This is a genomic window from Actinopolyspora alba (assembly GCF_900112765.1).
Classification (GTDB): Bacteria; Actinomycetota; Actinomycetes; order Mycobacteriales; family Pseudonocardiaceae; genus Actinopolyspora; species Actinopolyspora alba.
This window is the reverse complement of record NZ_FOMZ01000006.1, coordinates 1-25,339: the sequence shown is the minus strand read 5'-3', so window position 1 is coordinate 25,339 and position 25,339 is coordinate 1. Positions and strand designations below refer to the sequence as shown.

23 protein-coding genes are annotated in these 25,339 nt (G+C 65.7%); 16 read left to right on the top strand and 7 right to left on the bottom strand.

The annotated features are described in order from the left end of the window. Nucleotides 1-4: 4 nt before the first annotated feature. The gene (locus BM150_RS09985; protein WP_092926884.1) at nt 5-1,015 is read left to right on the top strand and encodes a sugar phosphate isomerase/epimerase family protein; all 1,011 of its coding nucleotides are present in this window, start codon (nt 5-7) and stop codon (nt 1,013-1,015) included. A gap of 265 nt (nt 1,016-1,280) precedes the next feature. Here BM150_RS09985 and BM150_RS09980 read toward each other — a convergent pair whose 3' ends face one another. Beyond that, entirely contained in the window at nt 1,281-2,240 is a 960-nt protein-coding gene (locus BM150_RS09980) for a ScbA/BarX family gamma-butyrolactone biosynthesis protein (protein WP_092926386.1), read from the bottom strand. A 174-nt stretch (nt 2,241-2,414) separates the two neighbouring features. On the opposite strand from BM150_RS09980, the gene BM150_RS09975 reads away from it, so the two are divergent. Further along, complete coding sequence (locus BM150_RS09975) at nt 2,415-3,443, top strand: MDR family NADP-dependent oxidoreductase (protein WP_245755401.1); 1,029 nt, start codon at nt 2,415-2,417, stop codon at nt 3,441-3,443. A 37-nt stretch (nt 3,444-3,480) separates the two neighbouring features. On the opposite strand, the gene BM150_RS09970 is transcribed toward BM150_RS09975, so the two are convergent. The 3 genes from BM150_RS09970 to BM150_RS24095 form a co-directional block, all read right to left on the bottom strand. Further along, nucleotides 3,481-4,143 (bottom strand): ScbR family autoregulator-binding transcription factor, encoded by a 663-nt coding sequence (locus BM150_RS09970; RefSeq protein WP_092926382.1) that lies wholly within the window; start codon nt 4,141-4,143, stop codon nt 3,481-3,483. Between the two features lie 83 nt (nt 4,144-4,226). Beyond that, nucleotides 4,227-4,913, bottom strand: a complete 687-nt coding sequence (locus tag BM150_RS09965) for a ScbR family autoregulator-binding transcription factor (RefSeq protein WP_092926380.1) — start codon at nt 4,911-4,913, stop codon at nt 4,227-4,229. Nucleotides 4,914-5,185: 272 nt separating this feature from the next. After that, complete coding sequence (locus BM150_RS24095) at nt 5,186-6,382, bottom strand: glycosyltransferase (protein WP_175496764.1); 1,197 nt, start codon at nt 6,380-6,382, stop codon at nt 5,186-5,188. 432 nt (nt 6,383-6,814) lie between these two features. Between BM150_RS24095 and BM150_RS09955 the strand changes: the two genes are divergently transcribed. Continuing rightward, nucleotides 6,815-8,434 (top strand): ATP-binding cassette domain-containing protein, encoded by a 1,620-nt coding sequence (locus BM150_RS09955; RefSeq protein WP_092926378.1) that lies wholly within the window; start codon nt 6,815-6,817, stop codon nt 8,432-8,434. Nucleotides 8,435-8,582: 148 nt separating this feature from the next. Here the strand turns inward: BM150_RS09955 and BM150_RS09950 are convergent, their stop codons facing one another. After that, nucleotides 8,583-10,013 carry an FAD-binding oxidoreductase gene (locus BM150_RS09950; RefSeq protein ID WP_092926880.1) on the bottom strand — a complete coding sequence of 477 codons (1,431 nt, stop codon included), beginning with the start codon at nt 10,011-10,013 and terminating at the stop codon, nt 8,583-8,585. 318 nt (nt 10,014-10,331) lie between these two features. Here BM150_RS09950 and BM150_RS09945 point away from each other — a divergent pair, with 318 nt between their 5' ends. Together BM150_RS09945 and BM150_RS09940 are read left to right on the top strand one after the other, a co-directional pair. Further along, complete coding sequence (locus BM150_RS09945) at nt 10,332-10,568, top strand: hypothetical protein (protein ID WP_092926376.1); 237 nt, start codon at nt 10,332-10,334, stop codon at nt 10,566-10,568. A gap of 443 nt (nt 10,569-11,011) precedes the next feature. Further along, entirely contained in the window at nt 11,012-11,758 is a 747-nt protein-coding gene (locus BM150_RS09940) for a formate/nitrite transporter family protein (protein ID WP_092926374.1), read from the top strand. A gap of 140 nt (nt 11,759-11,898) precedes the next feature. Here the strand turns inward: BM150_RS09940 and BM150_RS09935 are convergent, their stop codons facing one another. Next, on the bottom strand, nt 11,899-12,786 hold the full coding sequence (locus BM150_RS09935) for a mycobacterial-type methylenetetrahydrofolate reductase (RefSeq protein WP_092926372.1): 888 nt from the start codon (nt 12,784-12,786) through the stop codon (nt 11,899-11,901). A 675-nt stretch (nt 12,787-13,461) separates the two neighbouring features. Here BM150_RS09935 and BM150_RS09930 point away from each other — a divergent pair. From BM150_RS09930 to BM150_RS09890, 8 genes are all read left to right on the top strand, one after another. Further along, complete coding sequence (locus BM150_RS09930) at nt 13,462-14,178, top strand: sulfite exporter TauE/SafE family protein (RefSeq protein ID WP_217641522.1); 717 nt, start codon at nt 13,462-13,464, stop codon at nt 14,176-14,178. Nucleotides 14,179-14,247: 69 nt separating this feature from the next. Beyond that, nucleotides 14,248-14,760 carry an O-acetyl-ADP-ribose deacetylase gene (locus BM150_RS09925; RefSeq protein WP_092926370.1) on the top strand — a complete coding sequence of 171 codons (513 nt, stop codon included), beginning with the start codon at nt 14,248-14,250 and terminating at the stop codon, nt 14,758-14,760. Between the two features lie 287 nt (nt 14,761-15,047). Then, nucleotides 15,048-16,541 (top strand): SulP family inorganic anion transporter, encoded by a 1,494-nt coding sequence (locus tag BM150_RS09920; RefSeq protein WP_425427415.1) that lies wholly within the window; start codon nt 15,048-15,050, stop codon nt 16,539-16,541. Between the two features lie 410 nt (nt 16,542-16,951). Next, entirely contained in the window at nt 16,952-18,169 is a 1,218-nt protein-coding gene (locus tag BM150_RS09910) for a cytochrome P450 (RefSeq protein WP_217641518.1), read from the top strand. A 207-nt stretch (nt 18,170-18,376) separates the two neighbouring features. Further along, on the top strand, nt 18,377-19,402 hold the full coding sequence (locus tag BM150_RS09905) for an MBL fold metallo-hydrolase (protein ID WP_092926874.1): 1,026 nt from the start codon (nt 18,377-18,379) through the stop codon (nt 19,400-19,402). A 410-nt stretch (nt 19,403-19,812) separates the two neighbouring features. Next, nucleotides 19,813-20,016, top strand: coding sequence for a cold-shock protein (locus BM150_RS09900; RefSeq protein ID WP_092626912.1), 204 nt, complete (start codon nt 19,813-19,815; stop codon nt 20,014-20,016). A 308-nt stretch (nt 20,017-20,324) separates the two neighbouring features. Next, a complete protein-coding gene (locus tag BM150_RS09895) occupies nt 20,325-21,074 on the top strand; it encodes a hypothetical protein (RefSeq protein WP_092926364.1) in 750 nt (249 codons plus the stop codon). Nucleotides 21,075-21,191: 117 nt separating this feature from the next. After that, complete coding sequence (locus tag BM150_RS09890; RefSeq protein ID WP_092926362.1) at nt 21,192-21,824, top strand: hypothetical protein; 633 nt, start codon at nt 21,192-21,194, stop codon at nt 21,822-21,824. 145 nt (nt 21,825-21,969) lie between these two features. On the opposite strand, the gene BM150_RS09885 is transcribed toward BM150_RS09890, so the two are convergent. Beyond that, entirely contained in the window at nt 21,970-22,461 is a 492-nt protein-coding gene (locus BM150_RS09885; protein WP_092926360.1) for an SRPBCC family protein, read from the bottom strand. A 378-nt stretch (nt 22,462-22,839) separates the two neighbouring features. Here BM150_RS09885 and BM150_RS09875 point away from each other — a divergent pair, with 378 nt between their 5' ends. The 3 genes from BM150_RS09875 to BM150_RS09865 form a co-directional block, all read left to right on the top strand. After that, nucleotides 22,840-23,865 carry an NAD(P)-dependent oxidoreductase gene (locus BM150_RS09875; protein ID WP_092926356.1) on the top strand — a complete coding sequence of 342 codons (1,026 nt, stop codon included), beginning with the start codon at nt 22,840-22,842 and terminating at the stop codon, nt 23,863-23,865. Next, nucleotides 23,862-25,010, top strand: coding sequence for a DUF1015 family protein (locus tag BM150_RS09870; RefSeq protein ID WP_092926354.1), 1,149 nt, complete (start codon nt 23,862-23,864; stop codon nt 25,008-25,010). Before BM150_RS09875 ends, BM150_RS09870 begins: the two co-directional genes overlap by 4 nt. A gap of 87 nt (nt 25,011-25,097) precedes the next feature. Further along, nucleotides 25,098-25,339 (top strand): helix-turn-helix domain-containing protein (locus BM150_RS09865; RefSeq protein ID WP_139219503.1); only part of this gene is annotated, 242 nt, incomplete at its 3' end.

The window sequence follows — 25,339 nt, the reverse complement described above, 5'->3', positions numbered from 1 at the left end:
GATCATGCCCCGACCGATCACACTGTTCACCGGCCAGTGGGCCGACCTGCCGTTCGAGGACGTGGCCAGGCTCGCCTCGGAATGGGGATACGACGGCCTGGAGATCGCCTGCTGGGGTGATCACTTCGAAGTGGACAGGGCACTCGCGGAAAAGGACTACGTGCGGCGGAAACGAGAGGTGTTGGAAAAGCACGACCTGAACTGCTGGGTGCTGTCGAACCACCTGCTCGGACAGGCCACCTGCGATTATCCGATCGACGAACGACACCGCAACATCCTTCCCCCGGAGATCTGGGGGGACGGTGACCCCGAAGGTGTTCGACAACGTGCCGCGGAACGGATGCGGGACACGGCGAGAGCCGCGGCCGAGTTCGGTGTGGACAAAGTCGTCGGTTTCACCGGCTCTCCGATCTGGTACACGGTGGCGATGTTCCCGCCGACTCCCGACGAAATGGTGCAGCGTGGCTACCAGGAGTTCGCCGACCGCTGGAACCCCATTCTCGACGTGTTCGACGAGTGTGGTGTCCGGTTCGCGTTGGAGGTCCATCCCACCGAGATCGCCTACGACTACTGGACCACGGTTCGCACCCTCGAAGCGGTGGACCACCGGCCCGCACTCGGACTGAACTTCGACCCCTCGCATTACGTTTGGCAGGGCTTCGATCCGGTGACTTTTCTGTGGGACTTTCAGGACCGAATCCTGCACGTCGACTGCAAGGAGGCCCGTGTCAGGAGCAATGACGGCCGCAGTGGAGTGCTCGGCTCACACCTCCCCTGGGGAGACCCCAGGCGTGGCTGGGATTTCGTGTCCACCGGGCACGGCCACGTCCCCTGGGAGGACTGCTTCCGCACGCTCAACGCGATCGGCTACGACGGTCCGATTTCCATCGAATGGGAGGACGCGGGCATGGATCGGCTACGGGGCGCTCCCGAAGCGCTGGAATTCGTGCGGAACCTGAACTTCACTCCGCCTGCGACGTCTTTCGATGCCGCTTTCGGTTCCGAGCAGCAGTAGGGCCCTCGATTTCACTTGGCGAAAACTGTCAGTCGCCACTTCCGGTAAAACCAGCCCCAAAACCGACTTGGCAAACCGACTGCGCGGTTTGCCAAGTCTTTCCCGGACAACTCCGCCACACGGCCGCTGCTGAGCGCGCCCGTGAGTTCTTCCCGCCGCATCGAAGGACGCTCCCGCGCCCTCGACGCGACAAGGCAGGACCGCGACGGGGTGGGCGGCGCACCCGACCACCCGAACGAACTCTGCCGCGGAGCCTTGCGATCGATCATCGCCTCGTTTCGTCGGACAATCGCCGGACCAGTACGGTCGAGTCCACCGCGACCCGCCCTTCCTGTTCCAGAGTCACCCGCACGGTGTCCCCCGCGATCGGCTCGTCGTGGACCCGCACGAAACACGACCGTCCCAACTCGATGTAATTGTGGAAGCGGGTTCGCATACCCACCGGCAGCACCGTGTCCGGGCAGAATTCGGAACGTACGGCTTGGCGCGCCGCTTCCAGAGCGGTCATTCCCGGAACATGATCGACCGGGTGATCGAACAGCACCGGATGCGTACGTCCGTCCCGCAGCAACCAGGTACGTTCGTGAGACGTCGGCGCCAGCAGCACGTCGGAAGGACAATCACGACCCACCCGCCACGGCGGAACGGGCTCCGGAAGTTCCGCCTGATCCGCCGTATCGGTGAAGTCGTCACAGCCTGCCCGAATTCGCGCGTAAGCCGCGGGGGATATGCAACTGTACGGCAGCGTGACCCTCCCGACGAACACCCCGTCACGATATCCGTGCACGTGCATATTCGCCCCGGCGAATGTCTTACCACGCCGTTTGACGTTTTCGCAGTGAATTTCCAGTACGATCTGGGCGGGAGTATCGGCGAGACGAAGCGCTTCCGGCTCCACCTCGTAATCCAATGTGTCCATTATGAACTGGTGCCCGTAGGGAACACCGAAGCCGACGTGTCCCACGACCAACCCTGCCTGCCGCGCCGCCTCCGCGAACAGGAGAGGATCGTGACCACCCGCGACCGGCCCGTAAAGGGCGTGTGCACGAGGTAACTGTGCCCCCAGCACGAAATCGTTCTCGCCGCGTTCACCGAAACTGGTAACCAGAACCTCGGTGTTCGCGGCACGATGGACCCAGCGACGTGGCAGACTCTGCTCGAACGAGACGGTTGGTTGCTCACGGGACTCTTCGGTGACGGTGTCGGCGACGATACTGCTGGTCATAAGGCCCTCCACAGCATTAAAGATACCTACCGTGCGGTTTGAAATCCCCCTTGCTGAGCATAGAGACCGGTTAGTCGGTTTTTCAAGAGTGTAGTGAGTAGTCTTGGAGGGAAACTTCGGTCAGCCGGCTCGCCGTTCGGACTCGCCGGTTCGACTATGATTGGTGGTGTTGCGGTGACTTCCGAACCAACGCTCGTGCCCGCGGAACCGAACCGGGAAGTACATCTCGGCGATGCGACGGGAATGCCACTCACCTCGGAGCATTTCCGCGTGATCACCACGGCGGTGCCTCGCCCCGGGCCCGGCGAAGTTCTGGTGCGCAACAGGCTCATGGCGGTGACGGCGGCGATGTGCACCATGATGGTCGCCGAGGAACTCCCGGTACCTTCCTATCGGCGGGGGAGTCCACTGTGGGGTGCCGCCATCGGCGAGGTCGTGACCGCGGGACCGGCGAGCGGTATCGAGCCCGGTGCCCTGGTAAAGCACGGACTGGGTTGGCGCGACTACGCACTGCTGGAAACGACGGCGGTCGAGTCGATCGAACTCACCGACGCACACGACCCGGGCGCGCTGCTCTCGCACGGTGCTCCCGCCTGGGCCGCGTTGCGCAGGGTCGCGCGGGTCGGAAGCGGGGACACGGTCTTCGTGAGCGGGGCGGCCGGTGGCCTCGGAACTCTGGCCGGACAGATCGCGCGACACCTCGGCGCGAAACGAGTACTGGGAAGCACCGGCTCACCGGAGAAGGCCGACCGACTGCGTCGAGAACTCGGTTACGACGAACTCGTAATGCGGAACGAGGCCACTGTCACGGATCAACTGCGACTGGCCGCACCGGAGGGTCTGGATGTCGTCTGCGACACCGTGGGCGGCGAACAGCTCGAAGCCGCGGTGGAAAACGCCAACACCGGGGCACGTGTGGCATTGCTGGGAGCACTGTCGGGCCAACTCGGTGGGGACGGACTCAGCGCACCGACCCGCTTGGACTCCGCGCTGCTGATCAGGCGGAGGATGGAAATCCGGGGTGTCTCGCTACGGGATCACGAGGACGCGGAACGGGAGTGGACCCGCGTGTTCGTGGACGGTCTCGCCGAAGGGGTTTTCAGCTTTCCGCACACCAGACTGCACGGACTCGAACGAGCCCCCGAAGCACTTCGTGAACTCGTAGCCGGCGAACACATGGGGACCGTACTGGTGGAGCTCTGAGAACTCCGCCGCGGGAAGGCGCTCAGGAACAGAGGGATCACGAGGACGCGATGTCGGTGGCCTCGTGCTGCTGGGGAATACCACCGAAGTCGTCGAGATCACCGACACCGTCCGGTTCGATTCGTGCCAGCACCCCCGGGGTCGCGATTCCGGGCAGCAGATGACGCCACAACGTGGCGACCCGTTCACACACGTCCTCGCGGTTGGTGGCGGCCTGTGAGAACAGCTGAACGCCCAAGTAGGAGGCGACGAACATCTCCGCGGTCTCCACCGGGTCGACGGAGGGCAGCACTTCCCCGATCTCCTTGGCGGAGGAGAACATCGAACGGAACACACTGGTCCACTGCTGGTACGGAACGATCGGTTCCTCGGCGAACCCCGTCTCCACGGCGATTCGCGTACCCGCCTGCAGCAACGGATCGGACTGCAACGCCCGGGCCACGCGCTGCGAGAGATCGACCGCGTCCTGCAACCGCGAACTCGTCACCGGCACGGTCGATATGTTGGTCTGCTCCTCGATCACGGCCTCGGCCAACGCCTGCTTGGACGGGAAGTGGAAATACATCGCCCCCTTGGTCACCCCGGCGTGATCGAGGATCTCCGCGATCGTAGCCCCTTCGTAACCACGTGCGGCGATCACCTCGGCCCCGGCCCGCAGCACCAGGGCCCTCGTCCGCACCGCGCGTTCCTGCTTAACCAAGCTCTCCTCCAGTACGTTGCCGGACCACCGACATCCCGTGTCAACGACCGGGACACGTCGGATTCACTGTTTCGGTCAACATATCAATCCAACCGGGCGGTACTTTTCAGTGCTGAGCCACTGTGCGCCTCGGAACCGAGCCACCACTGGGACAGCACTTCCTCCGAAGAGTCAGTGACCGCGACCGCCTGCTCGCGCACATGCAACAGCATGTGCCAGATGCGGTCCACACTCCCCTCGTTCCACCATGCGGGATTGTTTCGCGCCAGGATCTCCAGGCCCACCGTGGCCGAGACCAACAGACCGGCCCCCGCCTCGAGGTCCATACCGCTGGGCACCTCGCGCTGGTTACGAGCTCGCACCAACAAGCGATACACGACCAGCCACCAGTGGTGGTACGGATCACCCGACAACCGGCTACTGACATCCGTCTCCCGCGCCAGTCTGATCATCGCACGGGCAACGACGTCACGGCGGAGAGTACGCACGAGGGCGCCACACAACAGAGCCAGCGTGTCCAGCGCCGAGTGGTACCAGCGATAGTTCTCGGCCACCACTTTCCCGAGTCTCGCGATCCCGGCCTCGTAAACGGCGTCCGCGAGCTGCTCCTTGGTGTCGAAATGGAAGTACAGTGCCCCCTTCGAGACGCCGGCAACCGCCACGATGCGAGTCAGTGTCGCGTCCCGCACACCGTCGCGTTCGACCACCTCGGCAGCGGCGTGCACCACCCGACAGCGGGTCTGCTCGGCCCGCTCCTGCCTCATCGCCATCACGACATGCTCCCTGTCTCGTCTCTAATAAAACCAACTAAGCGGTTTAAATATTTTCACTGTACTGCCGACGGATAGGAAGAACCAACGGCCGAACAGGCACAGGCGAGGTGAACACTCTCCGTGTCCGCGCGTGATACGGGCAGAACGCGCCCACGAGGTGGGCCACGACACCGACTGACAACGAGCGAAAACGTGCGATGAGTTTCATCACACGGGTTCGTCCCGCCTTCGAGTCCGTACTGAACCGAACCGCGAGGTCCCCGCTCGCCTCAGCCGTACGTCTCGGAAAGTCGTTCCACCACAGCGGCGGAATCCGGCGCCGCGGCCATTTCGGCCGCCAGGTAACGCGCCGCCCTCACCGCGGTCGAATCGCCGAGCAGCTCCTCCACCGCCGTGACCACCGTCCGCCCACGGTTGTCCTCGGGCATTATGCTGCGTCCCGCACCAGCGGTTACGACGCTCGCGGCGTTGTCGAACTGATCAGCACCCTGCGGCAGCAGCAACTGCGGAACCGCGGCGGCGAACGCGGTCAGTGTGGTGCCCGCGCCACCGTGATGCACCGCCAGATCCAGCCAAGGAATCAGATGGGCCTGCGGGAACCAGGAACCGACCGTGACGTTGTCCGGCAGACCTTGGAGCGTCTCGGTACGCACCCTGGGGCCTGTGGAGACGAGCAGGTCCACGTCGAACTCGGCGATCGCTCGCGCGGTCGTGCGCAACACGTCGGCACTGCCGAAAGCGGTTCCCAGCGTCAGATAGACGAGCGGACGATCACGCGGTCGTGCGGTTACCGCTTCGGGTAGTTCACCGGGTTCGGCGAAGGGGTTCGCTCGTACACCGACACGTTGGGGAAGCGCGAGAACCGCCGGATCCTGCAGGGACGGTGGGAAAACGTCCAGATAAGTGTTCCCGAGGGTTCCGAGGTCGTCGGCGGGAACGGAAACCCCCAGTTCATCGGCCAGCTCCAGCAACGGGCCCCCGAACGTGGCCGCGAAGCCCCCCGCCAGTTCCCTACCGAATCCGTGGCAAACAGCCGGTACCCCCTCGAGCTCCGCGGCCAGCGCGGCCCCCGGGTTACCGGTTTCGTAAACGACGAGGTCGAATCGACGGGAGCGCAGCAGAGTGCGGATGTCCGAGACGAAACGACGCGGCAGCACACTGCCGAACAGCTGTCCCACGACCCGATCACGTTGCTGTTCCGGGAGAGCGCCGGGGGTGGCTGAGTCGCCGAGGATGGCTGGGTCATCGGTCGCGACGCGGTCGTCACTGGCCACGACCGACTCGAGAGCGTCGAAGACGGGTAAACCGGCCTCGACGAACTCGGCACCCGCCGCGTGAACGGCTGCTCGTAGCTCGACGCCGGTGGCCACGACCACTTCGTGTTCTGCCTCGCGTGCCGCCGCGGCGAGAGGCAACAACGGAAAACAATGCCCGTGCGCCGCTATGGCGGAAAACAGGATGCGCACACTGCCAAAACTAGTAGCCGAAGAACGATGTCGCCATCTTTTCACACGAGAATGGACTTTTCGAGTGGAGAACCAACACTCGGATGCGGGGGCCGCGAAGCACGACAGGACAGCCAGAAGCGTGTTTCCTCGCGGATTCCGCGTCAGCACGGCCGTGCGCCACACCCGAGTCGATCGAAGTGCCGGATCGGGTTGTCCACACGGCGAGCGACGACGTATGATCCGGGCGGTTCTGCTGCCGTCGCGGGGAGGGAAAGTGCGCCGCTGAGGTCTCGAGACATCGCGTTCCCCTCGGGTACGCAGTGACGTGACCTCTGATCGTGTGCCATCCCGAATCCAGTTGCGGTCCTCTTTCCGGCCGTCCCGTTGTGTGGTGGCGCGGTGTCTCCAAGCGCCGGCTGATCGAGTCGAAATCTCTCTGGAGGCAGAACCATGTCCACACGCGACCGGACTCTCGTCAGATGCGCCGCCGTTTCCTTCGAGTGGCCGGACGGCACAGTAGTACTGCGCGATCTCGACTGGGCTGTGGCAGCGGGACGAACCGGAGTCGTCGGTTCGAACGGAACCGGCAAGTCCACCCTGCTGGAACTGATCACCGGCGGGTTGTCCCCTCGATCCGGAACCGTACGAACGTCCGGTGAGCTCGGCTATCTGCCGCAACGATTCACTTTCGACGAAACGGCACGTGTGGCGGACGCTCTCGGCGTCACCGCCCGCCTGGCGGCACTGCGAGCCATCGAGTCCGGGGAAGCCCGGGAGGAGCATTTCACCGCGCTCGGTGAGGAGTGGGACATCGAGGAACGCTGTCTGGGAATGCTGGACGGATTCGGTCTCGGGCATCTCCGGCTCGGCAGCGTGCTCGGCGAACTGTCCGGCGGGGAGCTCGTCCTGCTGCACTTGGCGGCCCTGTTGTTGCGACGGCCGGAAGTACTGCTGCTGGACGAACCGACCAACGATCTCGACCGAAAGGCACGGCACCTGCTCTACGAAGCGGTTCGCTACTACGAGGGTGCGCTGGTCGTGGTCAGTCACGACCGTGAGTTGCTCGGGCTGATGGATCGAATCGTGGAACTGCGTGACGCGACCGTGCACAGTTACAACGGGAACCTGGCCGACTACGAGGCAGCGGTAGCCGCCGAGCGGGAAGCGGTCGAACGCTCGGTGCGCTCGGCCGAGGCCGACGTGAAACGGCAAAAGCGCGAACTGGTCGAGGCACGCGAGAAAACGGACAAACGACGTTCGCGGGGTGAACGGAGCGCCGCCGAGAACCGCATGCCCCGGATCGTGGCGGGGCAACGAAAACGGGACGCGCAGGTATCGGCGGGGAGGCATCGGATCCTGCACGAACAACGGCTCGAACAGGCTCGGCGACAGCTGGCGGATGCTCGGGAACAGGTCCGCGAGGAGGAGAACATTCGGGTGGATCTCCCCGCCACCGCCGTACCCAACGGCCGTCGAGTGCTCTCGGTCCGGCAGGCCGAGCTGCGCAACGGGGTCTCGATTCCGGAACTGGAGCTGCGTGGCCCGGAGCGGGTGGCGCTGACCGGGCCGAACGGCGCGGGTAAATCCACCCTGTTGCACACCGTGGCCGAGCTGTTGCCGGTGGAGCACGGTGCTGTCGAGGTCGGCGTGCCGCTGCGCTACCTGCCGCAGCGCCACGAGGTGCTCGACGAATCGCTTTCGGCAGCGGCCAACGTCGCACGGCTGGCTCCCGAAGCGACGGACAACGAGATCCGGGCCCGGCTGGCACGTTTCCTGTTCAAGCAACAGCGGGCGGATCAACCGGTACGCACTCTTTCCGGCGGGGAACGGGTCCGTGCCGCACTGGCCGCACTGCTGCTGGCGCAACCGGCTCCGCAACTGCTGTTGCTGGACGAACCGACCAACAACCTCGACATGACCAGTACCCGCGAATTGGCCGAGTCGCTCGCGGGCTACGAGGGCGCGCTCGTGGTGGCCAGCCACGACTCGGCATTCCTGCGTGAGCTAGGTATCACCAGGTGGTTGTGGTTGGCGGGCGAACTGACGGATAAGGATCCCGACCTGCTGTGACGCCGAGCGCACCGAGTGCGGATCCGGTTCGGGTGGTCAACGGTTCCTGTCGACCCGCTTCCGGACCGCACTCGCCCGACGGAACCTCCCGCCCGCCACCGGCCGCGGGGAGGCCCGACCTCGGGTGAACTCGCCTGCGGGCTCCCGGTCATTCCGGTGGAATGTTGGAATTCGAGCGGAACAGGTTGTCGGGATCGTATTCGGTCTTGAGCCGGGTCAACCGACGCAGATTCGTCCCGAACGCGGCCCGGCGCATCGAGTCGTCGACCTCCGTGTCACCGCTGAAGTTCAGATAGGTTCCCGCCGCCGCGGGCAGTGCGGCCGCTTCGGCGACGGTGTCCCTCACCCATTCGGTAACCCGCTCACTGTCCGACGGATCGAACCAGTTCCCGTCCACGCTGAGCATGTAGTCAGCATGCCGGTCCCCGAAGGCAGTGTCCTCGGCATCGACACGCTTCATGGCACCACCGAGCAGCGGAAGGTGCACCATCGTCCACGGATGCGGCCGTCGCATCGCACGACGCAGTACCAGTTCGACGGCGTCGTCGGTCAGTTCGTCGAGGTATATCGACTTCCAGTAGCTGAGCAACTCCCCCCTGGGGAAGAACACGTCGAACGAGGACTGCGCGAGCCGGTACGGTGTGGGGCCGCTGAGATCGGCCACCGGTGTACCGAACCGCGCGATCGGGTCGAGTACCCGCTGCCCGCTCTCCACATCGCCCGCGTACAACGCCGCGAGGATGAGCACGTCCCTGTCGTGCAGCTCCGGAGGCAACGTCGGGTCGGCGGGCATGGTCCAGAACAGCGCTCTCGTCGTCACCTCGTCCGGAACCGTATCCGCCCAGTCCCGCCATCGCCGGAACAGCGCATCGGCATCGCCCGCGTCGTAGATCACGGTGGAGTCCATCACCGTGGGGCCCAGCGGGTGAGCGTCGAACTCGAAGGCGGTGACGATCCCGAAATTGCCCCCACCACCGCGCAGCCCCCACATCAGCTCGGGGTAATGCTCGTCGTCGGCGTGCACCACTCGGCCGTCGGCGGTGACGAGTTCGACCGCCCGAAGGTTGTCGCAGGTGAGGCCGTACGCGCGGTGCAGCCAACCGATCCCGCCACCGAGGGTGAGTCCTCCCACCCCGGTGGTGGACACGATTCCACCGGGCACCGCCAGCCCGAACAGCTGCGATTCCCGGTCGACGTCGCCCCAGGTGGCACCCCCCTGGGCACGCACCACTCCGCGCCGTGGGTCCACCGACACGGCACGCATCCCGGAGAGATCGATCAGCAGACCTCCCGCACAACTGCTGTGACCGGCCACACTGTGCCCACCTCCCCGAACCGCGACCAACAACCGACTCCGGCGGGCCAGCTCCACGGCGTCGACGACGTCGGCCGTTCCGTGACAGCGCAGCACGAGGCCGGGCTCGCGACGAAACGCACCGTTCTGCACCACGCAGGCCTGCTCGTACTCACTGTCCAGGGGACCGATCACCGAGCCACGGAAATCGGCCCGGAAGTCACGCAACGTCTCGTCCGAGAGGGTGGTCGGTTCCGGTGTGAGTGTTCGCAGTTGTGTGGACATGATTTTCTCCGAGGATCCCGAGGAATCGATTTCCACGACTGCCCGCGCGAAGCCACGACCGCTTGGCGGTCCTCGATCCGGTCGTACTCCGACTCCGCCGCGCGCGTGCGCCGCGTCCTGCCGTCGCCAGTCTGCGCTCACCGCCGGTACGGCCGATACGGACGAATGACACTCGGGAGTCATCGCCGAACGGCCCGCTCGTCTCCCCGAGGGAGGCATGTGCGACGGCGTCTCGCCGCGCTGGGTGGGCTCCTCAGCGGCCCCGACCTCACGTATGCTGCGCAATCGCGATTGCAACCGCCGTCCGAGCGAGGTTCGATGAATTCCCGAAGGTTGACCTTCGTGCTCGTGCGTACCGGAGTCTTCCTGGTCGCCGGGCTGGTGCTGTTCACCGTCATCGGTTGGTCACCCTTCGCGGCTACCGCTGTGGTTCTGATCGCCGCGGCGATGGCGGTACAGCTCGGCGGCGTAGTGTGGCTGCGCCGCACCGAACGGGCGGCGGGGAGCTCACCGGCCGAGCGGACGGAAAACCGCCGCACCGGATCGAACGACTGATTCCGCCACACCTCCAACGCGGCAGTGCTCGTTCGTGGGCCTGAAAGCCGCGGGGCAGTACCCGCTCGGCGGATACCGGCGGCGTCCAGACGGGTGGAACGACACCTGCCCGCACGGATCCACCGGGGTCGCGGCTCCCTAACACCGCCCCTCGGCATGGGTTTTCCCACCGGGGTTACGCCCGGAATATCGGCTTTGCGACACTTGCGGGTCGCGGCTCGAACAACGGACTTCTTCCCCGGACAGCAAGCGTCTCTTCCGCTGGCGGGCAACACATGACGTTCGGGAACGCGCGGCGGCCGAGGCCGATACACCCGGAAATTGGCCCTTACACCTTCGAATACGAACACAGGTAGGTCGTGGTTACCAAGCAGATTGAGCAGCCTAGTCACGTAGTCACCCCCCACGCGCCGGAAAGTCGACAACGACCGCGCGAGAACGAGGTGGACCGTGCCATCGATCGGATCATCGAGAAGGGGCGTCCCCGTCTCTACCGAACGTGGCCGCAATTGTTGGCGACCGCTCTGGTCGCCGGTGTGGAAGTGGCACTGGGCGTGCTCGCTCTGCTGACCGTGTACCAGACCACCGGGAGTCCGCTGCTGGCGGGCATGGCGTTCTCGGTCGCGCTGATCGCGCTGCTGCTCGGCCACGCCGAACTGTTCACCGAGGGCTTTCTCGTACCCATCGTGGTGGTGGCGGCTCGCCAGGCCACCTGGCGACGACTGGCACGCTTCTGGGGCGGCACCCTGGCCGGAAATCTGCTCGGCGGATGGGCGCTGATGTTCGTGGTGATCACCGCGTTTCCCGGTCTGCACACCACGGCCGTGGAAATGGGAGGCAAGTTCGCCAACGCCGCGCTGTCACCGCAGAACCTGTGTCTGGCGGTGCTGGCCGGTAGTGCGATCACGCTGATGACCAGGATGCACAACGGCACCGACAACGACATGGCGAAGCTCACCGCCAGCGCCGTCACCGGATTCCTGATCGTCGGAACAGGTATGCACCACTCGATACTGGATTCGCTGCTGATATTCGGCGGAATCCACGCCGGGGCCGACTACGGTTACCTGGAATGGATCACGTGGTTCAGCTGGACCCTGCTGGGCAACATCATCGGTGGAGTCGGCATCACAACGGCGCTGCGCCTGATCCGGGGCTATGCCCGAATCCGGGAGTGGCGACACGCGTGACAGGTCCGTCCCCGAGCGGGGGGTGATCGGCCGTCCGGGCGAACGTTTCCGAAACCGGCGGTCGGAAAGCACATGCGGGCGGCGAAACGACAACCGGTTTCGCCGCCCGCATCCGCTCCGTCAGCTCTGGCTCCGCTCCGTCAGCTCTGGCGGGGCGACCAGTAGTCCAGCATCTCCGCGAAGGTCTCGAAAGCGGGCTTGGAGTTACCGTAGGGCGCCTCCAGGTGAATGCTCAGCGGGAAGCCGAGGTCACGCACCCCGTCCACGACCCGCTTGTACAGGTCCACGAGTTGACGCTTGCGTTCCTCGAAGGACTTCTCCGCCAGTCTGGCGACGAACTCCTGTTCCTGTTCCACAACCGGATTGCCCGGATCCTGGATGAGCCAGTCGATGAGCTTGGCCTTGCTCTCGGCGCCCGGCACGAAACCGAACGAGAGCAGGATTTCCGGACGGTGGGGTGTCTGCTGCGCGAACTCCTTGAGGAAGCCGACGATGGCATCCGAGTACAGCAGCTGGGTCATGCCGTAGGTGGCGCCCCGCTCGCACTTGAAGTTGAACCGGCCGTGCTCCCCCTCACGGGTGGGAATGAGAATGACGCCCCGGTTGGGGACGGTTCCCTTGAACTCGGCCAACGCATCGGTAGGAGCCATCCCCGGCCCCTCACCGTCGCTCATGTTTCGCGGCACACCGACGAAGGCGATGCCTTCCATACCGGCGCTGCGAAGATCACCGATACGGTCGGTCAGTTGCTGCTTGTCGTGGAATGCCGTGACCTGGGTACACAGCCCCTTCACATCGCCGATCTCGGGACGAACGGCATGCCAGAAATCGAGCGTGTCCATCTTCTGCTTGATCTCGACCGGACGATCGTCGTCCTCGGCGATCAAGCCGGGGATCATCAGGTGCTGGATGCGGTCCCCGAGCCCGGACGTGCGGCAGCTCTCGGCCACCTTGCGGCCTTCCTCAACTGCGCTCTCCACACCGCCGTCCTGATCGGGCGGCACCAGTTCGAGTGCGATCGTTTCCATGTCGGCCTCAGGTTTTCCTTCTGTCGACGTCGGTCACGGCGGATCGCGGCTGCCGATGGCGGCAAGCCCGCACCACCGCGAGCACGATTCGTGCCACGAGCGAACAACGTACGGCCGTCAATCATCGGTAAATACCTCCGGACAGAGTAGTGCCGCTACTCCGAACGGAGTAGTGAAGGGTGTTCCGGGAACGGGCATATTCACCGAATCAGCAGGTCAACCGGCATAGCGGAGGTCGGCTACCACCGGGGTTGCGCCATCCCGGTGACATCTGTCGCACCGATCGCGGCACTAGGTGTGCCGGACGACCGGAGGTCGAGCACCCGAAACCGAACGGACGACATCGACGATCAAGCCCGTGAACTGCTACTTCCCCGAACAGAGACCGCCTCGCGGGCGAGCTCAACCCCGTGCCGGGAGGTTTCCCGGCTCGAGCGGGGCACGCGAAACGGCCACGGTCTCCGATTCGCCACTTCGCGAGGGGAAACAGCACCGACCGGACAGGCGGAAACACCACCGGAGCGATCGCGGGCACATCCCTGAGACCCATCCGACAGCCGCTTTCGACGCCGGGCTATGAAGTCGAACACATCGACGGGTCCCCGCACTCGTGCCACTTCCGCCGCGGGGGTTGACTCGGTGCACCGAGCATGCCCGAAACGATCGAGGGAACACTTGAGCATCTGGATGCTGCTACTGGCGGGGACGATCGTGCTTGGCGGAGCGGTCGTGCAGGGAGCGGTGGGGTTCGGCATGAACCTGATCGCCGCACCGCTGCTGGCCATCGCCCACCCGGCGCTGGTGCCGGTCCCGTTGTTGCTGACCGCCTCCGCCTTCGCGATCCTCCCCCTGCTCCGCGAAAGAGGCCGGGCCGACTGGCGCGGGGTCCGGTGGGGGCTGCTCGGCCGAGTGCCCGGAACCGTGCTCGGGGTCACCGCGCTGGCGCTGCTGCCGAATCGGTGGCTGGCGGTACTGATCGGCCTGGTGGTGCTGGTCTCCGTGGTGCTGTCCCTGGTCGCGTGGCGCCCCAGACCGGTGCCGGGGACGCTCTTCACCGCCGGAATGTTCAGCGGCGTCTTCGGAACCGCCGCCGCGATCGGTGGCCCACCGATCGCACTGGTGTACCAGCACAACGCGGGACCGACGGTACGCACCACGCTCAGCGCCTACTTCGCGCTGGGCTCGGCGCTGTCCCTGGTCGCGCTGGTCGCCTCCGGACAGGTACACGGTGAACAGCTGCTGGCGGCCGGCGTGCTGTTTCCGTTCGCGCTGCTGGGGTTCGTGCTTTCGGGCCCGTTGCGCCGGGTACTCGACAACGGGCGCACGCGTCCGGTGCTGCTCGCGGTGGCGAGTCTGAGCGCGGCCGTGCTGCTCGGCAAGGCACTGCTCTGAGTCCGTCACACGCGGATCGTCGAACACGCCCGCTGGTGGAACAGCCGGTACGAGCCCGAGAATACGACCATGCACATCACGGCGATACAGGGCGACATCACCGAACAGCGGGTGGACGCCGTGGTCAACGCGGCCAACTCCTCGCTCCTGGGCGGAGGCGGTGTCGACGGTGCGATCCATCGACGCGGCGGCCGGGAAATACTGGAGGCGTGTAAGCAGCTGCGTGCCTCCGAGCACACCGACGGGCTGCCGGTGGGGCACGCCGTGGCCACCACGGCGGGCGAACTCCCCGCCCGGTGGGTGATACACACCGTCGGCCCGACCTACTCGGCCTCGCGGGACCGCTCGGACCTGCTGGCCTCGTGCTACCTGGAATCGTTGCGGACCGCCGATTCGCTGCCCGCTGCCAGCATCGCCTTTCCCGCCATATCCACGGGGGTGTACCGCTACCCGGTCGAGCAGGCGGCACGCGTGGCGATCCGGGCCGTGCGCGAGGCCGACACCGGTGTGGAACTCGTGCGGTTCGTACTTTTCGACGAACAGACCTACCGGACCTTCGCAACCGAGCTCGGCCAACACTGACCGACACGGTGACGCGTCGCCGGAAGCGACGCCCCGAGGCGGGATCAACGTTTTCAGCCAGGTGTCGCCGACACCTCCGAGCAGCCGTGTCGAGTGGTTTCGCCCGGGAGTCTTCGGATTCCCGGGACGACGAGGATTTCCGTGGATCACACGCCGACATATGTCACACTCCGGCCATCATTGCCGTTACGTAACGGTAGAGTTCGTTGTGATCGCGTGAGCCCCACAGGTGTGGCTCCGCTCCGATCGGTCTTCCACCCGCGGTTCTCCTCGTACGAAAGAAGATGATGTCGTTTCCTGCTGTGTTAAGTGACCGGATGTCTCGCCCGGACTGGTTGTCCCCACGGGTGCTGCGGACCGAGGTGTTGGCCGGTCTCGTGGTGGCGTTGGCACTGATTCCGGAGGCCATCTCGTTCTCCATCATCGCCGGCGTCGATCCTCGGGTCGGGCTGTTCGCCTCGTTCACCATGGCGGTGACGATCTCGCTGACCGGCGGACGGCGCGCCATGATCTCGGCGGCGACCGGGGCTATCGCGCTGGTGTTGGCACCGGTGGCACAGCAGTACGGAGTGGATTACCTGGTGGCCACCGTGATCCTGGGCGGCGTGTTCCAGGCTCTGCTGGGGATGCTCGGGGTGGCGCGGCTGATGCGGTTCCTGCCCCGAAGCGTGATGGTCGGTTTCGTCAACGCGTTGGCGATTCTGATCTTCACCGCCCAATTGCCGTACCTGACCGGTGTTCCCTGGAGCGTTTACGCGCTCGTGGCGGTGGGACTGGCAGTCATGATCGGCCTACCGAGGCTGACCACCGCGATTCCCGCACCGCTGGTGGCCATCGTCGCGCTGACCGTGTTCACCGTGGCGGCGGGGATCGCCGTACCCACCGTCGGTGACCAGGGTGAACTCCCCAGCAGTCTGCCCGTGCCCGGACTGCCGTCGGTGCCCGCCACTCTCGAGACGCTACGAATCATCGCACCGTACGCGATCGCCATGGCTCTGGTCGGGCTGATGGAGTCGTTGATGACCGCCAAGCTGGTCGACGACATCACCGACGAGCACTCGGACAAGACCCGCGAGTCCTGGGGACAGGGGATCGCCAACGTCGTCACCGGTTTCTTCGGTGGCATGGGCGGCTGCGCGATGATCGGCCAAACCATGATCAACGTGAAATCCAGCGGCGCGAGGACCCGGTTGTCCACCTTCCTGGCCGGAGTGTTCCTGCTGATCCTGATCGTGGCACTGGGACCGGTGGTGGCCATGATCCCCATGGCGGCTCTGGTCGGGGTCATGATCATGGTTTCGGTGGGCACGTTCGACTGGCACAGCGTTCACCCGAGAACACTGCGCATTATGCCCAAGAGCGAGACGACCGTGATGCTGGCGACCGTGGCCGTCACGGTCGCCACCCACAACCTCGCGATCGGCGTCGTGGTGGGGGTCGTCGTGGCCACGGTGTTGTTCGCACGGCGCGTGGCGCATCTGGTCAACATCGACAGCGTGCTCGATCCGGAGGGCGGTACCAAGATCTACCGGGTCACCGGACAGCTGTTCTTCGCCTCCAGCAACGACCTCGTGTTCCAGTTCGACTACGCGGGTGATCCCGGCAATGTGATCATCGACCTCTCCGGAGCCAACATCTGGGACGCCTCCACCGTGGCCGCGCTCGACGCCGTCGAAACGAAGTACCGGCAACGCGGCAGCACGGTATCGATCACCGGTATGAACGAATCCAGCGAGCGACGGCACGCCGCACTGGCGGGCAGACTGGGTGGCGAGCACTGAGCCGACCACGAAGGTCCGCGGCGAAACCCGCCACGGTGGAAGTGCCACCGACTTCGGAATCGCCGCGGACCGCCGACTGTCGCCCGGACCGTTCACCGGTTCGCGGCCAACCTCCGCTCGCGGTGCCTCCTCCGCCGAAGCCCCGCGCTCCGCCGTCGCCCGCCTCGTGGACCCCGCCCGCCGGAAACTCCTTCCGGGGGAAGCGGGCGGACTCATCTTGGCGCAACGCGATCGAACGATCGGAACACGACGACACGCCGAAACCGCAAACTCACCCGAAAATCCCAGCAGCATAATGTTGTATCGTCTCGAACCCCGGAAATAGACTGAAAACAATTACACTCGGGTAATCAATTATTTCCGGGTGGGCGGGAATGCCCCCGACTTGACGGTCCTGCCGGGAGGAAGCCGTGCAGTCAGCACGAACAGAGATACCGGACTTTCCGTTCGACGATTCATCGACGAACGACATCGACGACGTCTACGCTCGACTGCGGACAGAGAATCCGGTGAGCAGGGTCGCCCTCTCAGGCGTACCGGTATGGTTGGTCACGCGGAACGAGGATGTGCGATTCGTCCTCACGGACAACCGCTTCAGCCTGGCCCACAGTATCGACGAGGGAGTCCCGCGCCTCGGCACGTTCGCGCCGCAGCCCGGTTCACTGCTGGCTTCCGACCCGCCGGAACACACCCGACTCCGCAAGTTGGCGGCCAAGGCGTTCACGGTCCGCCGAATCGAACAGCTGCGTCCGTACGTGCGGCGGACTTCGGAGGAACTCCTGGAGCGGTTAGCACGACACCACGACAGCCCCGTGGATCTGATCGAGAATTTCACCGCTCCGCTACCGATCAGAGTAATATGCCACATCCTCGGCGTTCCCGAGACGGATCAACCGCTGTTCCGCGAGTGGACCGAGAAAATAGCCAGCGTGAGCGGCACACCCGCCGAAGAGGTACAAGCCGGTTGGCGAAGCATGGAAGACTACATAGCCGGCCTGGTGAACGAAAAACGTCACGATCCCACCGACGATCTGCTCAGCGTACTGGTGTCGGCTCGGGACGAGGACGACAAGTTGAGCGAGCGGGAGCTGGTGCAGTTCGGAATAACGTTGCTCGCCGCCGGTCACGAGACGACCAAGAACCAGATCACCAATTCCGTTCTCGTGCTGCTGCGTGACTATCCGGAACAGTGGCGGCGACTGTGCGCGGACACCGAGTTGATACCCGGCGCTGTGGAGGAGCTACTGCGCTACGTGCCGTTGTTCGGTTTCGACGTCACCTTCCCACGGGTGGCGCTCGAGGAGGTCACCGTCAACGGGGTGACCGTCGGAGCGGGCGAGACGGTACTGGTGGCGCTCACCTCGGCGAACCGGGACGGCGATACGTTCGACGCTCCGGGCACTCTGGACATCGAACGTGTGGACAACCACCACCTGGCGTTCGGCAGCGGAGTGCACCGTTGCCTGGGAGCGCAACTGGCCAAGATCGAACTGGAGGTCGCCCTGGAAGGACTGGTGCGCCACTTCCCCCAGCTGGAAACGGCGCTGGACGGCACGACCCCGGAATGGAACACGGGTAGTTTCATCCGTTCCCTGCGGAACCTCCCCGTGCGGTGGACAACGACCTGATACCGCTTCGGGCCGACGCCGAGTCGTGGACGTGCCGGGAACAAGCCGGCCAGCCACCGAGTCCGACTGGCGTTCGCCGCCACGGCAGTCGTGTCGTCGGCCCACTCGCCCACCTCACGAGTTGGTGAGCTGTGTCGCACCCACTCGATCGATTACCGACCGCGTGGTATGCCTGCCCGATCACAGGTTGGCGTCGTGGAGGTGAGCATGTCGAGTGCGGATTGGACGGAGCCGGGGGCACACGAAGTCGCCCCGGGAGTACACCGGATTCCCCTGCCGATGCCCGGCGACGGGCTGCGCGCGGTCAACGTCTACGCGATTCGTGACACCTCCGCCGTCACCCTGATCGACGGTGGTTGGGCACTGGACGAGTCCCGGAACCAACTCGCCGAAGCGCTCGGCACGTTGGGGGCGGAACTCAGCGACATAACCCGCGTTCTCGTCACCCACGTCCATCGGGACCACTACACCCAGGCGGTGACGCTGCGGGACGAGACCGGCTGTCGAGTCGCTCTCGGAGCAGCCGAACGACCCAACCTGCGATGCCTGATGGCTCCCGATCACGTCCCGATGCACAGACAGCGGGAACAGCTGTTGGAGTGCGGGGCCAAGAACGTCGTCGACGCGCTGGAAGCCGAGTTCGGCACGCCGGACGCCCTTCCGCCGGAAGGAACCTGGCAGGAACCGGACGAGTGGCTCGACGAGTCGATCCCGATCGATCTGGAGCGGCGAACGCTACGCGTGGTGCCGACCCCCGGCCACACCCGCGGTCACGTGATGTTCCTCGACGAGGCCGAGGGGCTGATGTTCACCGGCGATCACGTGCTGCCACACATCACCCCTTCCGTCGCGTTGGAGCAGGCCCCCGGGCCGGTGCCGCTGCGGGACTTCCTCGACTCACTGCGGTTGACCCGCTCATTGCCGGACACGCGGATGCTGCCCGCTCACGGCCCCGCGGGGTCGAGCGTGCACTCCCGGGTCGACGAGCTGCTGCGGCACCACGAACGGCGGCTGACGACCATGACCACCGCGGTAGCCGAGGGGGCCGAAACCGCGTATCAGGCGGCGCGGACGCTGACCTGGACCCGGCACGGGTACGCGTTGGACGAGCTCGACACGTTCAACCGCACGTTGGCGATACTCGAAACGGCTGCGCACCTGAAGCTGCTCACGGAGTGGGGACGACTCGATGTCGAGCTGGTGGAAGGCGTGGCCCACTACACCGCGAACTGAGCCCTGGACGAGACGAGCGGAACCACGCCGTCCCGGCGAGGTGGGCGCGGAGGCCGTCCCGGGATGGCCAATGAGGACGAAACCGTCGGGAACCCTGGCAGCGTCGATCGGTCCGCCCGACCACGACACCGGCTGCAGGCCCCGCGATCCGGGCTCATCGCCGCACCCGAGTCGACCACACGGGCTTTTCGATCAGTTGCCACGTGAGTGCTGCACCCCGCGGCCTAGGCGTGTATGATGAGCCTCGGTCGTTTTTCTGGAGTCGTGTTAGAGCACGTTCGCAGATAGTTGGTGCGGGCGAGCAGCTGTCTTTGGTGTAGCTGGAGTAGGCGCCGTCTGAGATCCACGACCATTGGTGACCGTACGGGACGGTCACCGGTGACCTAATCAGCTCCCGAAAGGAGACAGCCATGCCACAGGGAACCGTCAAGTGGTTCAGCTCGGAAAAGGGCTTCGGCTTCATCGCTCCCGACGACGGCGGGCCGGACGTCTTCGTGCACTACTCCGCGATCGACGCACCGGGCTTCCGCACGTTGGACGAGGCGCAGCAGGTGGAGTACACGGTCAGCCAGGGCGCCAAGGGCCCGCAGGCCGATACCGTCCGCGCGCTCTGATCTCGAGCTTTCGAGCCCGCGAATAATACATACGACGGTGCCCGCTCCCCCGGAGGTGAGCGGGCACCGTTCGTTTTCGACCTCGGCACGGGGCGGTGCAACGCCGACCGCCCGGAGCTGACTCACGAAACGTGAGAGTCGGTGCCGGTGCCTTCGCTCGGCCGAGAGCGGATGCCGTCATTCGGTGCAGCTCACCGTGAACCGCTCCCAGTATCTGAAAAGCTCGTCACATCTCAGGCTCTGAACCCCACTGAATGTGACGGCGATCGCAGCGTGTGCGGGTGCTCGGCTGCCAGGGTGGACGGCCGATGACCGTTCCCCACCTGCTTCCCCGATCCGCAGCGGTCGAACCGTTCGCCGAGAGCGACTACCCCGAGCATCCCTACCCCGGAACGCGCCCCGACTGTTCCTTCGTTCATCTCGACGGGGTGGGATACCCGCTGCTGCCCGATTCCACCGCCGATTCTGGATGGCGAGTACGCACCGGAGCGCGGACGGAACCCTGCCTGGACCGGTGGCTGGCCGAGCACGGTGCCGAACCACTGCGGCAACGGCGACCGGTACTCGCCTACGGATCCAACGCCTGCCCGGAGAAGATCGGGTGGCTGCGCCGGAATCTGTCACTGACCGGCCCGGCGGTCGTGCTGCGCGCGGAGTGCGACGGGATGGCAGCGGTCTGGTCCTCGGGACTGCGTCCCCGCGACGGCCAACGGCCCGCCGTACTCGCCGCGGCCTCGGGGGTCACCGAGCAGCACACGATCTGGTACGCCACCGCGGAACAGCGCCGAGTGCTCGACCGGTGCGAAGGACGCGGCAAGCGTTACCGCCTGGTACGACTACACGACTCCACCTCGATCGAGCTGGAGAACGGTCGAAGCCCCGAGCGTGTGCTCGCTTACACGGCTGCCGCACGAGAGATGGCTCCGCTGCTGGTGAACGGCTCCGTCGTGCGCTGCGAGGAGCTCGAACAACGACAGGCACTCGGCCTCAGCGGCTCACCGGCCGTTGGTGACGGGCTGGCCTGCTCAGAGATCGTGGGGGAACCGCTGCCTGCCTGAAGAACGTCCCGCTGCTACAGCGGAGTGAGTTCGGCGCGTCCCGCGGGAGGCACGATCGGATAACACCGCCGCTCGCACGCTTCCGGAGGAGATCGACGCTGGACTATCTTTCCCGAGATGTCGCGCTCTCGCCTGCTGCCGCTGTTGCTGCTCGTCCTGACTATGACGGGGTGTTCGGCACCATCGGCCCAGACGGGCGAATCAGCCGGAGCCGAGTCATCCGCGAACACCTCCACACCGCGTTCCGCCACACAGCGTTCGGCGGACTCCCCCGTGAGCGGGACCGAACTGCAGTCACGTTGGTGGGGCTGGGTGAGTTCGGCCCCGGCCGGTCAGGATCCGGTGCGGGACACGACCGGCCGGTTCTGTGCCGTGAATCAGCCGGAGCGGACCTGGTTCGTGGCGGGCACCTACGGCGGCGAGGTACGGCGCTCCTGCCGTGTTCCCGGGAACACACCGATCGTGGGACCGGCTGTCAACCGGGTGACCAGTACCGCGTCGGCTTGCGAGAAATTCCTGGCCAAGTCCGAGGGCACGGCAACGGTGGACGGCGCCGAACAGTCGTTGCGGCGGATCGAACCGACCCGAATCGCCTACGAGTCGCCGTCGGGCCCGGTCGCGAGATACGGCTGCGGCCTGTGGTTGCGCGTGCCGCCGCTGTCCCCGGGAGAGCATACGCTGACGCTGCGCGGCAGCAGCGGTGAGTTCCGGACCGAAGCCAGTTACCAGCTCATCGTCACGTCCGAGTGAGGCGAGTTGAGCGAGGGACCGTGCCGCGAGACCTCGTGCGGACCGTGCTCCGGAACACCGAGAGGTGACGGCGACGACTCACGGAGCGCTCCGCTTGATCGACCGGGCAACGTGGCGTGGGCGGTTTTCCCGGAACAGGGACGAGTCACCACTCGGCACGCTCCCGCAACACCCTGATCACCTCCGCCAACCGGCTCATCCCTTCCCTGGCGCCCTCTTCCATACCGCTCTGCACCATCCCGTCGCGGTCGGCCACGGACTGAAACACCGAGGTCCCCACGTAACGGGTCGTTCCCGCGCCGTCCTCCCAGAGGGTGACGGTCTCGAGTGACACGTGTCCGGGCATCCCCTCGTACTCGAAGGTGGCCACTATCCGATGCGGTGGGGTGATGTCGTGGTACACGCCGTGGAAGCGGTACTCGACCCCCTCCTCATCACGACTGATGTAGTACCAGCTTCCACCGGTGGTGACGTCGTCACGCTCCACCGTGGTGTTGTAGTGCCGGGGTCCCCACCAGCGGGGCACCAACGTCGGCTCGGTGCAAGCGCGGAAGACGATGTCGCGCGGCGCATCGAACACCCTGCTCAGCACGATGTCCTGCCTGCCCGGCATCACGGTGATCTCGGTATCCGACATGGTCGATCTCCTCGCACGGCCTGGTTCTAATCTCCTCACCCCCGGAATGCCCGATCGGCGACATGATCGCACTGCGTGATGGGAGTGAATCGCGGCCGCCGCTCCGGGAGCCGCACAGGGCGATCGCCGGGACATTCCGGGACCGCGAGCGGCACGTGATCTTCACGCTGTCGAGCGAGTTGTGCGCACAGCCCGGCGGACAGGTGTTGACGGTAACCCCCCGAAAGGCCAACATTGCGTTATAAGCAATTCGGTGCGCAATAAGCAACAAGGTGCTATCGTTCGTGACACTGCGCTGTTGAGGTGCCACTGGTGCGGTTGCCCTCGGTGAAACCGGGGAACCACCGGGGCGGTCCACCGATCGCAAGGGAGCCATCGATGCGGATTCTCGTCGCAGACACCTTCCCGGAAACCTCCCTGGCCGAGCTCTCACGACTCGGGCACGAGTGCGTGTACCAGCCCGATCTCGACTCCGAACAGCTGCGTGAGACGTTGGGCGGCGCCGAGGTCCTCGTCGTGCGCAGCACTCCGGTCACCGCCGAAACCCTGGAAGCGGGCGACGCGCTCCGAATGGTGATCCGGGCCGGCTCCGGCACCAACACGATCGACAGCGCGGCCGCCGCGGGACTGGGGATTCACGTCTGCAACGTCCCGGGACGCAACGCGGTGGCGGTCGCCGAGCTGGCATTCGGCCTGCTGCTGGCGCTGGACCGCAACATCGCCGACAACGTCGCCGATCTGCGCGCCGGTCACTGGGACAAACGACGCTACTCGCGTGCGCGGGGAATCCACGGACGCCGCGTGGGCGTGCTGGGGCTCGGGCGCATCGGTCTGCGGTTCGCGGAGCGGGCCGTGGCGTTCGGTACCCAGGTGTACGCCCTGGACAACCCGGAACGGGACCGGCAGACGAGGGAGCGTGTCGAGGAGCTCGGGATCGAACTCGTCGCCGACCCGCACGAACTCGCGCAGACCTGTGACGTGCTGTCCCTGCACCTGCCGTTGACGGAGGCGACCCACCACATCGTCGATCGCGATCTGCTCGCCCGAATGCGATCGGACGCGATCCTGTTGAACACCTCCCGTGGCGAGCTGGTCGACGAGGACGCGTTGATCGAGGCCATGGAAAGCCGAGGAATCCGGGCGGGCATCGACGTGTTCCGCGACGAGCCTGAGGGCGGAACGGGAAACATCACGTCGCGGCTGGCAGCTCACCCCAACGTGTACGGCACCCATCACATCGGGGCCTCCACCGAGCAGGCGCAGCAAGCCGTGGCCGACGAAGTGGTACACATGATCGGGGCTTTCCGGGCGGGAACCGCACTGCACTGTGTCAACGAACAGCACTCACCGCCCGAGCGGGCCGGAGCCGCGGCGGTGTCGGCACGTTCCGGTGGTGTCTCATGAACGCCCCGCGCATCCAGCACACCCCTACCGTCTCCCGAAACAGCGATCACCATCCCGGTGGAATCACGGTACGCCACCCGCGGCTGCTGGTGCTCGACCAGCGAGGTGCCGCACCACTGGACGGCTCCATCGAGCCCGAACGGGTGAGGCGACTGCTCGACGGTGGCGGCTACACCCGCCCACCACGGCCCGCCGTGGTGGTCTACCGGCTGCGGGCGGGCAGGCACCAACAGACCGGCGTGGTCGTCGAGGTCTCGCTCGACGACTACCGGGCGGGCAGGATCCGCCGCCACGAGGCCACCAGGCCCGAGCGGGAACACCGCATCGAACAGCTCACCGAGGCAAGCGGCGTCGAACAGATGCCGGTGACGCTCACGCATCCGGACCGGCCGTATCTGAGCGAGCTCCTCGACGGAGTGACCGAACGGGAGCCCGATCTCCAGGCGGACGCCACCGGCGGGGTTCGGCACAGCGTGTGGCTGCGGCAGGACACCGTGCTGGCCAGGACAGTGCGGGAGGAGCTGGCGAGTGTTCCGGCGGTCTACATCGCGGACGGCCACCACCGGATGGCGGTCGCCGAGCGGAACGGCCGATCACACCGGCACTCCACGGAGGAGGATCCGCGCGCGTTCACGTTGGCCGCGTTGTTTCCCAGCAGCCAGATGCGCATTCTCGGTTACCACCGTTGTCTGCCGGCACACGGTGAGCTGTCCACGGCGTGGGTGCTCGAACGACTGGCGGCGCTGCCGGTGGTCACACGAGTCGAGGAATGCACCTCGACCGCAACGACCAATCCGGCACCGGGAGTGGTGTTGCTCCGCCTCAACGACCGGTGCTTCCGGCTTTGGCTGCGCTCATCCATCGGGCCGAACCAGGTGCGGGCGGGGCTGGACGCGGTGCTGCTCGACGAGCAGTTGTTGCCCGCCGTCTCCCGTATCGTCGATCCGAACGGACACCACGGTGAGAGTTCCGACGGCGGGGGAAAGTGCTGGTGCTCCTCCCGGAACGCGATCTGCCTGGTGCCACACCCACCAACGGTGGAACAGGTCATGGCGGTATCCGACTCGGGATCGGTGATGCCACCGAAATCGACCTGGTTCGACCCGAAGGCCGTTGCCGGGCTCTTCGCTCGCGAACTGCGCTAGTGGCTCGTCCAAGATCGTTGGCCGGGTAATTGTTCTTTGTGGTGATGGGGCAGGCTGGTTCTCACGTGTCGTGTGTGGGAGGTGGCGATGGCTCGTCGTCCGGAGGTGTTTGTCCGGTCGTTGTCGATGGAGGAAGGCCGCAAGGTCCAGCGGATCAGCCGTACGGCGAAGGACCCGGTCAAGCTGCGCCGGGCGATCGTGGTGCTGATGTCGGCTCAGGGCCAATCAGTACCCGACATCACGTCGTTGATGCAGGTCAGCGATGACTATGTGCGGGATGTGATCCACGCGTTCAATGAGCGGGGGTTCGATGCGCTGGACCCAAAATG